This is a genomic window from Mycolicibacterium neworleansense (genome assembly GCF_001245615.1).
GTDB classification, from domain to species: Bacteria; Actinomycetota; Actinomycetes; order Mycobacteriales; family Mycobacteriaceae; genus Mycobacterium; species Mycobacterium neworleansense.
Map to the genome: position 1 here is coordinate 503,110 of NZ_CWKH01000002.1, position 12,311 is coordinate 515,420.

14 protein-coding genes are annotated in these 12,311 nt (G+C 65.7%); 9 read left to right on the plus strand and 5 right to left on the minus strand.

What is annotated here, in order from left to right; genetic code table 11:
• Positions 1–666: a TetR/AcrR family transcriptional regulator gene (locus BN2156_RS18090; RefSeq protein ID WP_131725177.1), complete on the minus strand. Its 666-nt coding sequence runs from the start codon at positions 664–666 to the stop codon at positions 1–3.
• A 475-nt stretch (positions 667–1,141) separates the two neighbouring features.
• On the opposite strand from BN2156_RS18090, the gene BN2156_RS18095 reads away from it, so the two are divergent.
• The 9 genes from BN2156_RS18095 to BN2156_RS18135 all read left to right on the plus strand — a co-directional run bounded on the left by BN2156_RS18095 (position 1,142) and on the right by BN2156_RS18135 (position 9,814).
• A complete protein-coding gene (locus BN2156_RS18095) occupies positions 1,142–2,359 on the plus strand; it encodes a sensor histidine kinase (protein WP_090516384.1) in 1,218 nt (405 codons plus the stop codon).
• Positions 2,356–3,018, plus strand: coding sequence for a response regulator transcription factor (locus BN2156_RS18100; RefSeq protein WP_090516385.1), 663 nt, complete (start codon positions 2,356–2,358; stop codon positions 3,016–3,018). The genes BN2156_RS18095 and BN2156_RS18100 overlap by 4 nt, the downstream gene beginning before the upstream one ends.
• Before the next feature lie 72 nt (positions 3,019–3,090).
• Positions 3,091–4,557: a bifunctional aminoglycoside phosphotransferase/ATP-binding protein gene (locus BN2156_RS18105; protein WP_090516386.1), complete on the plus strand. Its 1,467-nt coding sequence runs from the start codon at positions 3,091–3,093 to the stop codon at positions 4,555–4,557.
• A 160-nt stretch (positions 4,558–4,717) separates the two neighbouring features.
• Entirely contained in the window at positions 4,718–5,392 is a 675-nt protein-coding gene (gene crp, locus BN2156_RS18110) for a cAMP-activated global transcriptional regulator CRP (protein WP_090516387.1), read from the plus strand.
• 55 nt (positions 5,393–5,447) lie between these two features.
• Positions 5,448–5,948: a MarR family winged helix-turn-helix transcriptional regulator gene (locus tag BN2156_RS18115; protein ID WP_090516388.1), complete on the plus strand. Its 501-nt coding sequence runs from the start codon at positions 5,448–5,450 to the stop codon at positions 5,946–5,948.
• Between the two features lie 15 nt (positions 5,949–5,963).
• A complete protein-coding gene (locus BN2156_RS18120; protein WP_090516389.1) occupies positions 5,964–6,380 on the plus strand; it encodes a DUF5313 domain-containing protein in 417 nt (138 codons plus the stop codon).
• A gap of 60 nt (positions 6,381–6,440) precedes the next feature.
• Positions 6,441–7,088 (plus strand): GntR family transcriptional regulator, encoded by a 648-nt coding sequence (locus BN2156_RS18125; RefSeq protein WP_235625398.1) that lies wholly within the window; start codon positions 6,441–6,443, stop codon positions 7,086–7,088.
• Complete coding sequence (locus tag BN2156_RS18130) at positions 7,085–8,350, plus strand: MFS transporter (RefSeq protein ID WP_090516391.1); 1,266 nt, start codon at positions 7,085–7,087, stop codon at positions 8,348–8,350. Before BN2156_RS18125 ends, BN2156_RS18130 begins: the two co-directional genes overlap by 4 nt.
• Before the next feature lie 108 nt (positions 8,351–8,458).
• A complete protein-coding gene (locus tag BN2156_RS18135; RefSeq protein WP_090517467.1) occupies positions 8,459–9,814 on the plus strand; it encodes a serine hydrolase domain-containing protein in 1,356 nt (451 codons plus the stop codon).
• Here the strand turns inward: BN2156_RS18135 and BN2156_RS18140 are convergent.
• Genes BN2156_RS18140 through BN2156_RS18155 form a run of 4 tightly spaced genes read right to left on the minus strand, consistent with a single transcriptional unit; the run spans position 9,811 to position 12,184 of the window.
• Entirely contained in the window at positions 9,811–10,107 is a 297-nt protein-coding gene (locus BN2156_RS18140) for a cytochrome C oxidase subunit IV family protein (protein ID WP_090516392.1), read from the minus strand. The two genes, BN2156_RS18135 and BN2156_RS18140, sit on opposite strands and share 4 nt — an antisense overlap.
• A gap of 3 nt (positions 10,108–10,110) precedes the next feature.
• Positions 10,111–10,686: a cytochrome c oxidase subunit 3 gene (locus tag BN2156_RS18145; RefSeq protein WP_090516393.1), complete on the minus strand. Its 576-nt coding sequence runs from the start codon at positions 10,684–10,686 to the stop codon at positions 10,111–10,113.
• Positions 10,683–11,480 (minus strand): hypothetical protein, encoded by a 798-nt coding sequence (locus tag BN2156_RS18150; RefSeq protein ID WP_090516394.1) that lies wholly within the window; start codon positions 11,478–11,480, stop codon positions 10,683–10,685. Before BN2156_RS18150 ends, BN2156_RS18145 begins: the two co-directional genes overlap by 4 nt.
• The gene (locus BN2156_RS18155; protein ID WP_090516395.1) at positions 11,477–12,184 is read right to left on the minus strand and encodes a hypothetical protein; all 708 of its coding nucleotides are present in this window, start codon (positions 12,182–12,184) and stop codon (positions 11,477–11,479) included. Before BN2156_RS18155 ends, BN2156_RS18150 begins: the two co-directional genes overlap by 4 nt.
• Positions 12,185–12,311: the final 127 nt, after the last annotated feature.

Consider the following 12,311-nt stretch of genomic DNA (forward strand, 5'->3'; position numbering starts at 1 on the left):
CTAGTCGGCCGCGTCCCTTACGCCGCGTAAACCACTGCCGGTGAAGCGCACCAGCTGATCGACCCACCCGCGATCCAGGCCGCCGGGCCCCAGCGGGCGCCCGTAGAGAGCAAGGTCAGAACTGGCGAGCGCGCCGATCATCCCGAGGATGGCAATTGTGCTGCGCTGCTGACCTTCTCTGGTCTGTATGTCCGGCACTGCCCGACCTGCCGCGGCGAAGAACAACTCCGGCAGGCTCGGTGTGCCCGCCAGCTGGTCGAGCCAGATCTGGTCTTCATCGAGGGCAAGTTGGTTCATCACCTTGAGCCAGCGCAGTCCCCCGACCGGATCGTCGTCGAGCAACCGGACGTACGGTGCGATCAGCGCCTCCACGACGTCGAAAACACCAATCTCGTTCCCCGACTGAGCCACTCGCACGAGCTCCTGGACGACAGCCTGGAACACGGTCGGGGCCCGTCTGCGTGCCACCTCCAGCACCAGGTCCCGCTTGGCCGGAAAGTGATAGGCCACCGCGCGACTGGCCACGCCTGCCTCACGGGCCACCGCGCGCGAGGCCACCGCACCGATCGACGTCTCGGCGAACATTCGCTCAGCGGTGTCGACGATCAGCGCTCGGGTGTCGACGTCACGCCGGGGACCGCGTCTACGGGCCGAACTCGAGACCACGGCAAGAGCCTAACCACTATCGGTCTCATCGTCCTGTGGTCGGTGCGGTTCTCCTACTACGGTCGTAGGTCAAGATCGGACACCAGCGTGATGTGGGCTGACCTGCATTCTTCGTAGCGTCGAGCCATGACACGAGCACAGCGTTCCCCAGCTATCTCGATAGCGAACTCAGTGACAGGCGTCGCCCGTGGATGGACGGCGAAAGACGCCGTCGTCACCGGCCCGGCGCCACTTCGCCCGGCCCGCCGCGAGGGCGGTCTCTGGCGGCGCGCCATGACCGCCGTGCGCACGGCACTGGCCGTTGTCCCTCGACCCGATCTGAAGCAGCCCTACTATCCGCCCCTGCGGGAAGGCTTCGTCGAAGACGCCGCGATGGCGCGCGAAATGTGGCGACTCTGAATTGCTGAAATCCGGCCCCCGAAAATCCGACCGCAGTAGGAGGCGCAGCAACAGCTTCACCTTCTACGATCACAACATGCTCGGTAGCCTCGCGCGCGCCTTCCGTGCGCACGTGCGCCGGCGGGGCTACGCCCTCCCGGTGGGCTACAACTGGGCCATCGTGTTGGCCTTCGACGCCACGGTGATCGGTGCCGGCGTGGTCGCGGTGTTGCAGCGCCCGAACGCCGACCTTCCGGCGGGCCTGCTGGCACTCGTCGTCTGCGTCGCCCCTTTCGCGTTGTTCTACTTGTCCGGCGTCGACTTCAAGGCACCGATCGTCTGGACCACCTGGACCACCGCGACCGCGGTGTTGCTGTTCGCGACGGCTACCCCGATCGACAATGATTTCGCTCCGCTGATCGCGGTACTGATGGTCGGCGAGGTCGCCTCGCTCGCCGGGGTGTGGGGTGGATTCCTGGCGTCACTGACCGCCGCCACGCTGCTGCTGACCGCGGCCTCGCAACACCGCCTCGACGCGCTGCCGCTCTATCTGGGCATCCTCGGAATGGGTTGGCTGGTGGGTTATCTCGTGCACACCCAGCAACAACTCATGCGGCAGCAGCAAGAGGCGCAGGCCGCACAGGCCCGACACGCCGCGGCCGACGAGCGGCGACGTATCGCCCGCGAGGTCCACGACGTGATCGCGCATTCACTGAGCGTGACTCTGCTGCATGTGACCGGGGCCCGCCGCGGACTGCAGCAGGACCGCGACGTAGACGACGCAGTCGAGGCACTGGAACAGGCCGAGCGCCTGGGCCGTCAGGCCATGGCCGACATCCGCCGCACGGTCGGGTTGCTCGACGGCGCCCCGATGAGCATGGCTCCCGAGCCGGGTGTCGACGACATCACCTGCCTGGTCGACGATTTCGTCCGAGCCGGTCTCAACGTGCGGTTCGACGCCACCGGCCGCACCGATGTGGTCTCCGCCGCGGTGGGTTTGGCCTTGTACCGCATCGCCCAGGAGTCCCTGGCGAACATCGCCAAACACGCACCCGACGCGGAAGCGACTGTGCTACTGAGGATCTCACGAACGTCGGCGAGCTTGACCGTCGCCAACCGACTTCCGGTTCCGGCACTGGTGGGCAAGAACGGCCGCACTGTCGAGGGCCGCGGTGTGCGCGGTATGCGCCAACGCGTCGAGTTGCTCGGCGGGATCATCAGCGTCGGCCCGGCCGACGACGGATGGTCGGTGCGCACGAACATTCCGTTGGACGAGACCGACCGGGCGCCTCGCTGGTGCCCCGTGGTGTCATGACGGACCCGACCTCGGAGGTCGCGGTCCTGCTGGTCGACGATCAGGACCTGGTGCGCTCCGGGCTGCGACGCATTCTGCGGCGCAAGGACGGCTTCACCATCGTCGCCGAATGCGCCGACGGCGATGAGGTGCCGGAGGCCGTCACCCGGTACCGACCCGACGTGGTGGTGATGGACCTGCGGATGAAGCGGGTGGACGGGATCGAGGCCACCCGCCAGGTGACCGAGACCGACGGACCTCCGGTTCTGGCGCTGACCACGTTCAACGACGACGAGTTGCTCTCCGGTGCGCTGCGCGCCGGGGCCAGCGGATTCGTACTCAAGGATTCCTCGGCCGAAGAACTGATCCGGGCGGTGCGCGCAGTCGCACTCGGCGACAGCTATCTCGACCCGGCGGTGACCTCGCGGGTACTCACCACATACCGCAGATCAGCCGAGCCGCGTCGCGCAGCCGCCGTCGGCGACCTCACGGCCCGCGAACTCGACGTCCTGACGCTGATCGCCAAGGGGCGCTCGAATTCCGAGATCGCCGATGAACTGAGCATCTCCGGGCTGACCGTCAAGAGCCACATCGGCCATATCTTCATCAAGCTCGACCTGCGGGACCGCGCCGCCGCGATCATCCATGCGTACGACACGGGACTGGTCAGCCCCCAGTGAGCATGGCCCCGCCTCAGTCAGGTGGGACCAATGGCCCTACCGCCGCAGGGCCACCGACGGCCATCATGAGGTATGGGGACTTCAGCTTGGCCGACCCGAGCCGCGGAGATCCATGAGACGCATACCGGGATCGTGGCCTTGATCGGCGACCGGGCGTACAAGGTCAAGAAACCAGTGGTCACGGATTTTCTCGACTTCAGCTCGGTCGAGCAGCGCGAACAAGTATGCGCACGTGAGGTCCAATTGAACCGCCGACTGGCGGCGGACAGTTATCTGGGCGTTGCCCACCTCTCGGATCCGCAGGGCGGTCCACCCGAACCCGTGATCGTGATGCGCAGATACCCCGACGCGCGTCGGCTGACGGCGATCGTCGTCAACGGTGAGCCCGTGGTCGAGCACCTGTCGTCGGTGGCCGAAAGGCTGGCCCGCTTTCACGCCGACGCCGAGCGGTCGGCGGACATCGATGCCGCGGGGAAGGTCCCGGCGATCGCCGGCCGTTGGCATGACAACCTCGCCGAACTGCGCCGACACACCGGGACCGTGGTATCCGAGGAATCGGTGGCCGAGGTCGGGCGGTTGGCAGATCAGTTCATCCACGGTCGCGCGGCGCTGTTCGCCGACCGCATCGCCAACGGCCACATCGTCGACGGCCACGGCGACCTGCTGACCGGCGACATCTTCTGCATGGCGGACGGTCCGGTGATCCTCGACTGCCTCGAGTTCGATGACAACCTGCGTCATGTCGACTGTGCCGACGACGCCGCGTTTTTGGCGATGGACCTGGAATTTCTCGGTCGCACAGACCTGGCCGACCACTTCATCGCCGAGTACCAGCGGTTCTCCGGGGACGTCGCGCCGGCGTCATTGCTGGACTTTCTCATCGCGTACCGGGCCGTGGTGCGCGCGAAGACCGACTGCATCAGGGTCGAACAGGGCATCGAGTCCGCGGCGGCCGACGCAAGAAGGCACCTCGATATCGCTCTCGATCACCTCCGCAAGGGCACCGTCCGGCTGATCGTCGTCGGCGGCGGCCCGGGCACCGGCAAGACCACCCTGGCGCGCGCGTTGGCAGAACAGATATCGGCGCAGGTGATCTCTACCGACGACGTACGCCGCGAGTTGCAGGAGCAGGGTCTCGTAGCGGGCGACGTGGGGATCTTGAACCAGGGCCTCTACAGCAGCGAGAACGTGGCGGCCGTGTACGACGCTGTGCTCCAGAAGGCCGGCAGCACCCTGGCCGAGGGCCGATCCGTGATCCTGGACGGTACGTGGCGCGATCCGGGACTTCGACGACGAGCACGGGACATCGCCTCTGAACACGGCTGCCCAACAACCGAATTGGCCTGCACAACGCCCATCGACGAAGCCAAGAAGCGGATCACGCAGCGGCAGACCACCACGTCAGATGCCACACCGGAGATCGCCGAGGGCCTGGCCGCCGGCGGCGCAGAATGGCCTGACGCCCACCTGATCAACACTCGCCGCCCGCTGGCGGACTCCGTCGCCGAAGCACAACGGATCTGTTGCTCGAGCATCTGAAACCTGGCCGTCGGCTCCATTACGAAATGAGTCATCAGTGTAAACCCGGGGCCGCCGCAGCCCCGCGGCCCTTGTAAAGTAGAACGGCGACCACGTTCCCGGCCGCATCTGCATAAAAGCTCCGCATCGCCGAGTCTGGCGCATCCACCTAGGGGGATTCATGAATGAAGTGCTGGCCCGCGCCGGCATCTTCCAGGGTGTGTCGCCAGACGCCGTGGCCGCACTCGTCCGGCAGTTGGAGCCGGTGACCTTCCGTCGCGGCGAGGTGGTCTTCACCGAGGGCGAGCCCGGCGACACGCTGTACATCATCACCGCGGGCAAGGTGAAGATCGGCCGCAAGTCCGTGGACGGCCGCGACAGCCTGATCACGCTGATGGGACCGTCGGACATGTTCGGCGAGCTCGCCATCTTCGATCCAGGCCCGCGGACGTCGACGGTGACTGCGCTGACAGAGTTGAAAACGGTCGTGATGAGCCGCAGCGTGCTGCGGAGCTGGATCGCCGACCGCCCCGAGATCGCCGAACAACTCCTGCGGGTGCTGGCTCGCCGGTTGCGCCGCACCAACGACAACCTGTCCGACCTGATCTTCACCGATGTGCCGGGCCGGGTGGCCAAGCAGCTGCTCTACCTGGCGCAACGGTTCGGCAGCCGGGACGGCACCGCACTGCGCGTCGATCACGAGCTGACCCAGGAAGAGATCGCCCAGCTGGTGGGCTCCTCGCGGGAAACCGTCAACAAGGCGCTGTCGGACTTTGCGCAACGAGGCTGGATCCGCGTGCAGGGCCGCAGCATCCTCATCGACAACGCCGAGCGATTGGCCAAACGCGCGCACTGAACGTGTGACCGCCGAGACATTGTTAGTGCCCTAACTATTAGGGTACGTTTATTTTGTGTCCGCAGTATCCGAAGCACCGGAGCTCAGCTCCGACCCCTTGGCCCTGGAACGGCAGGTCTGTTTCGCGCTGGCCGTCAGCAACCGCGCCGTGCTCGCGGTGTACCGCCCGCTCCTGGAGCCGCTGGGTCTGACCCATCCGCAGTACCTCGTGATGCTGGCGCTGTGGGATCACCACAGGTCCGGCTCGGGCGGCGTTCCCCCGCTGTCGGTGAAGGACATCGCCTCCGCGCTGCAGCTCGATTCGGCGACGCTCTCACCGATGCTCAAACGGCTGGAAGCGCTGGGCCTGCTGACCCGCAGCCGCCGGGCCGGCGATGAACGCGCGACCGATGTCGAGCTGACCGACGCCGGAGTCGCCCTTCGCGAGCGAGCCCTGGCCATCCCACCCGCCGTGGTGGAACGCCTCGGCGTCGACATCGCCGAACTCGAAGAGCTGCACCGGGTGCTGACCCGCATCAATGTGGCCGCGCTGGCGGCGAATTCACTCACCGATTGACACCAGGAGCCCATCATGGCCGCCGACCGTCCCAACCTCTTTCAGTACATCGCCTACTGCTACGGCAAACGACTGCCCGATTCCATGCGCGACTGGGTGGCCCATGACCTCGCCGACCACGGCGCCATCCGGCGGCACCTGATCCGGATGGCGATCCCGCCGCTGTTCGTGCTGGCACCGTTGTGGCTGCTGCCCGCGTCGCTGTACGTGCACATCGAGATGACCGTGCCGATCTACATCTGGGCCATCTTGATGGCGCTCGCGCTGAACAAGATCTGGCGCCGCCACCGGCTGGCCCAGCACGGCCTCGACCCCAACTTGGTGGACGAGATCCAGTACAAGAAGGACCTCAAGAAGCACGAGGACTACATCCGCCGGTTCGGCCCGCGTCCGGAATCGTCCAAGTACCAGTCCAACAGCAGCCCGTTCTAACCTTCCACCTGGCCACCCCCTTGCATGCAAGGTTGCATGCAAGGGGTACCGTGGTCTTCCGTGGACACGGACGACAAGTCGAGCAACAGCCAGCGCGTCTACCGGATGACCAAGGACCAGATCCTCTCCGGTGAGTTTCGAGGCGGGCAGCTGCTCAGCGAGGTAGAGGTGGCGACGCAGCTCGGCGTCAGCCGCACGCCCGTGCACGAGGCGTTTCTGCGCCTGGCCGCCGAGGACTTCCTGGATCTGGTGCCGCGGCGCGGCGCCGTCGTCGTCCCCGTCTCCGCGCAGGAAGCCACCGACCTGCTCGAGATGCGCCTGGCGCTGGAGACCGCGGCGGTACGCCGGTTGTGCCGGTCAGCGGAATCCATCGACACGCTGTTCGGCGAGCTCACCGAGTTGGTGGAGCGACAACGCCACGGCGCGGCGATCGGCGATGCCGATCAGTTCGCGGCCGCTGACGACGCGTTTCACCGCCGGATCGTGCAGGTCGCCGGCAACACTATCGCCGGTCGTTTCTACGGATCGCTCAGCGACAGACAGCGCCGCATGATGGCCGACGCCGCGCGCTCGGACTCCGCCCGGCTGACCGAGTTGATCGGCGAGCACGCCGAATTGGCCGACGCGATCGGACGGCGCGATGTGGCAGGTTTCGAGGGCGCGTTGCTGGCTCATCTGGAAGCGACCTACCGGGTGGTGCTGGCATGACCGCGGTCGCTCTCGACACCTACGAGGCGCAGGACCAGGTGCGGCATCGCCTGCGGCCCTGGCTGGCGGTGGCCATCGCGGTTTTCTGCATCGGTTGGGGTGGAAACCAATTCACCCCGCTGCTGATCGCCTATGCCGAGCACTCCGGCTACACCCGCGTCGATGTCGACATCCTGTTGGGTGCCTACGTGCTCGGCCTGATCCCGGGCCTGCTGATCGCCTCGACGCTGTCGGACCGCCATGGTCGGCGAAATGTGATGGCCGCGGGTGTGATCAGTGCGGCGCTGGGCAGTCTGGTCCTGGCGATCGGCGACTACTGGGGCTTTCCGGCCCTGTTCGTCGGCCGGTTGTTCAGCGGGATGGCCGTCGGGATCGCGATGGCGGTCGGCTCGGCCTGGATCGCCGAGTTGTCCCGACCGCCGTTTGACGACACATCGGCCGGGGCGGGTGGACGGCGCGCCTCGATCTGCCTGTCGTTGGGCTTCGGCGTCGGACCGTTGTGCGCCGGACTGCTCACCGTGTATGCACCACTGCCGCTGGTGTTGACCTACCTGGTGCACGCGGCTCTGTGTGTGCCGGTGCTGTGGGCGGTGTGGAACCGCACCGTCGAGACCCGGCCCCGCATGACCTCTCGGCCGTTCCTGGACGGATTGAAGGTGCCCGCGGCCGGACACCGCCGGTTCCTGCATGTCGTTGTTCCCATGGCGCCGTGGATCTTTGGCTCGGCGGCCATCGCCTATGCCGTGGTGCCGGCACTGGTCGCCGACCAACTCGGCTCGTGGGCCCTGCTCTACACCGTGGGATTGACGGTGCTGACCCTGGGCTGCGGCGTGGCGATCCAGCCGGTCGCCCGCCGGCTCGATGACGTGTCCAGCTCGCGGGCCGTGGTGGTGTCGATGGCCTTGATGGCGTTGGGGATCTTCGCCGCGGTGGCCACCGCCGTCACCCGCTCGGTACTGGTCGCCCCGTTGGTCGCGATGCTGCTCGGCAGCGCGTATGGCATTGCCATCGTCTCGGGTCTCCTTGAGATCCAACGCATTGCACCGCCCGACGAGCTGGCCGGCATCTCCGGTGTCTACTACTCCCTGGCCTATCTCGGGTTTCTGCTGCCGGCGGCGCTCGCGGCGCTGGCACACTGGTTCAGCTATCCGGTGATGCTGACTTTTGTCGGGGTACTGGCAGTCGCCTGCACTGCGGTATGCGCGTCGGGCTGGGCGAAACATCTGGAGCCGCGTACGCCTGTGCACCGCGCCGAGCTCTGAACGATCCGTCCCCGACGTCCTTGCCGGGCTACCGTCGATCAGGTGACGGTATCGCGATCTCTTACCCGGCTGTGCGCCGTGGGAGCCGCCGTGGTCACGGTCGCCGCGATGTCCTCCTGCGGACATCCGGCGTCTCCTCCGGTGGCGAGCTCCACGTCCACAACGACCGCGCCGGCATCGATCGTCCCGCCACCCACCCTGGCGGCCGTCGTTCCCACAGGTGACTTCACTCCGGTATCGAGGCTCGTCAATGACTCGATTGCGGCCCATCGCCTGCCGGGTGCGGTGATCCAGGTCGGACATGATGGCCGCGTTGTGTTCCGCCAGGCGTACGGCTCGCGCAAACTCGACGGCGAACCGGGACCAGATGGGCAACCCGCCCCCGCCGAGCCGATGACCGAGGACACGCTGTTCGACCTTGCGTCGCTGTCGAAGAGCATCGCGACCACGACGGCGTTCATGCAGCTCTACGAACAGGGCAAGGTCGAGTTCGACGACCCTGTGCAGAAGTATCTGCCGGACTTCAACCCCACCGATGACCCCCGCCGTGCCCGGGTGACGCTGCGCATGTTGCTCACGCACACGTCGGGCATCGCCGGCGATCTGAGCCTCGACGGCCCGTGGGGCCTCGACAAAGCCGACAAGGCCGAAGGGATACACCGGGCACTCGGCGCATGGGTGGTGTTCGAACCCGGCGAGCGGTTCCACTACTCCGACATCGGCTTCATCCTGGTGGGCACGATCATCGAGAGAATCACCGGCCGGCCTCTGGATGAGTACGTGCGGGACAACGTCTTTGCACCCCTTGGCATGTCGGACACCTACTATCTTCCGGCGGCCAAAGCGTGTGGCCCGCACCAGATCCGGGGAAACGCGATAGCCCTCGACCCGGGTGCGGCCAAGGTGAGGGACTGTCCGCCGGGCACCTGGAGCACGGATCTCCTGGCGCGCGTCGCTCCGACGGCGCTCGACGAGGACACTCCGAACCTCAGCCCGGACTACGGCCGCCCGCTGCGCGGCACCGTGCACGACCCGACGGCACGTCGCATGGGCGGCGCGACCGGCAGCGCCGGGGTGTTCTCGACGGTAGACGACGTCGGCCGGTTCGCGCAGGCTCTCCTCGACCGCCTCGCCGGCCGCCCGAGCACGTTCCCGCTGAAGCAGCCGACCGCGCAATTGATGACGACTCCGCAGCAGCCCGCGCAGACCATCGGGCAAGACCTTCGAGGATTCGGCTGGGACATCGATACCGCTCACTCCAGGCCGCGCGGACGCATATTTCCCGTCGGCAGCTTCGGCCACACCGGATTCACCGGTGTCACGCTGTGGATCGATCCGGGGTCGGACACCTACGTCGTGGTCCTGGCGAACGTGATCCATCAGCGGGGCGGTCCACCGATCGTCGGCCTGAGCGGTGATGTCGCCACCGAGACCGCCCGAGCACTCCATCTGTACGGGAACTAGCCCGCGACCGCCGAACCGACGAAATAGCTTCCGAGCAAGCAGGCTCCGATGAGCACGACCCACCCGTCGGTGAGGCGGCAGAGCAATACCGGCGCGTGTCGTACCTCCATGAACTCACGGAAGATGATGCGCACCTTGATCAAGGCGATGACGATCGCACTGACGGTGACCGCGGTGCTGGCCTTCAGGGTCCCGTTCTGGTCGACGGCTTCGTCCAGCCAGACATAGATGAGGGTCATCGCCGTCAAGGCAACCCAGACGATCAGCAGTCTCTTGTTGAAGTCGATGCGCACAGCTCACCTCACGACGTAGATCAAGGCGAAAATCAGGACCCAGAGGAAATCGACGGTGTGCCAGTAGGTGGCACCCGTTTCGACGAGTTGTTGGGATCTCCGCGCTGGACTCCACAACTGGTAGACGACGACACCGAGCACCACGAAGCCGATCAGCACGTGGATGCAGTGAATCGACGTCAGGAAGAAGTAGTGCTGAAAGAACTCGTCGCTGGTGAAGGTGTTCCCGATGCGGATCTGGGTGACCCACTCGACGATCTTGCCGGCCAGGAACAACGCGCCGAAGGAGATCGTCAGGTAGACGTTTTTCAACGCGGATCGGTAATTGCCCTCGCGCGAGGCCTGGACGCACCGGGCGACGGCCCACGAACTCAGTAGCAGGGCAATGGTATTGACAACGCCAATGCGCAGGTCCAGATGGGATTGCGACTGCAGGAAGAGTTCTGGATTCTGGGTGCGCGACACCAGATACACCGAAAAATACGCGGTGAACAGCAGGGATTCGAACAGCACGAACATCCACATGTCCGGCTGCCCGGGCACTGCCCTGATGCGGGCACCTTCGACCTGTTCGGTCATCGAACCGCCTCCACCGAATCACGCAATTCGCCGGTATCCTTTGCCGGCAGATCCGGCAGTGGACCGGTGCCGAAGTCCTCGCGCTCGATCATCCTGCGTAGTAGCACGATGAAAACGCCGGTGTACGTGACGAATACGACCATGTTGACCCACCAGGCGATCGCGCCGTTCCAGGCGAACGCGCCCCGCTGGAAGATCCAGGCCGGCGCGACGACCACTTCGGTCAGCGCGTTGCAGAGGTTGAGGTAGCCGAACCACTTGGGGAACACGCGGTTCTTGTCGAGCAGGACCGCGGTCATCCACACCAGCGAGCCGATCAGGAACACCCCCATGGTCCCGCTGAACGACAGGAACGCGAATTCGTAGAGCCAGTGGATGATCTCGGGATCCCGGTCGGGTCGCAACGCGGCGGCGGTCATCGCGATGGCCATGACCAGCATGCCTGGAATTGCGCTCAGCGAGTACATGATCAGATACGAGTAGGCGAAGACAGGGCTGACCGACATGCGCCGCATCGAGTAGGCGAGCAGGGCGTTCATCGGCGCGCACAGTCCGGTGATGAGGAAGACGACGCCAAAGCCGGCGAGGACGCCGAACCGGTGGTCAGTGACCCAGTGCACGACCATCGGGGTGTCCCAGGCCGGGCTCGGCGGCGGTTGCACGCGGGTGACGAAGAAGAACAGCACACCGTAGAGCTGATAGAAGAACACCATCACGTACCAGGCGAACCACAGTTCGCGTTTGGGGTGGTAGCGGACGTTCCACAAGAACCTGCTCCACCGTGAGCCGCTCATGCCGGTACCTTGTCCTGCGCGCGTTGCTGCTTGATCGCCTGGGCGAGAACGACTCCCATCACCAGAATCCAGACGGCGATGGCAATGTTCTTGAGCCAGAAGGACAACACCCCGTCCCAGGCGAAGGGCCCGTCGAACGACAGGGCGGTGAACGTCGCGGGCACCAGCGCGGCCGCGACGACGAGATTGAAGTACGCCACCCACGGTTTGAACACCGATTGTTCCTGCTGATCCCAGTAGATCGCCAGCGCCAGCAGCAGGCATTGCGCGATCAGATACGGCACCAGAAGCGTGAAGGTGAGCCAGGCCAGATCGTTGAGCACCTGAGTCAATTCGGGAGCGCGGTCGGGGCGGAACGAGCCGAGCAGCCAGAACATGTTGGCGATGAGAAACAGCGTCGGCGGACCACCGGCGGCGGCGATCAGGCTGTAGGTCAGGATCGGCGTGCGGTGGGCCATCCGGCGTACCTGCATCGCCAACAGGATCACGATGGGGATGAGGCCGACACCGAACCAGTTGAACAGGATCATGCTGTACCGGATCCGCGCGGTGTCGTCCTGGTAGAAGCTCGCGACTTCCTCGGCAGACATGTTGGGGGACATCGGATGTACGAATCCGGGAAACAGGAAGAACGCGGAGATCCAGATGATTGCCACCACGGGCAACGTCCCCAAAAGGATCAACTCACCATCAGGTCGTCTCATCGTCGGACTCTCTTCATGCGTGACGTTGGTTGCCGATCGGCAACTTGGACGGTAGCCGATCGGCAACCAGGCGGTCAATCGTCGGTTACCGTTGATGCTGTGACGTCCACGCAGGAGGCCCGCACGT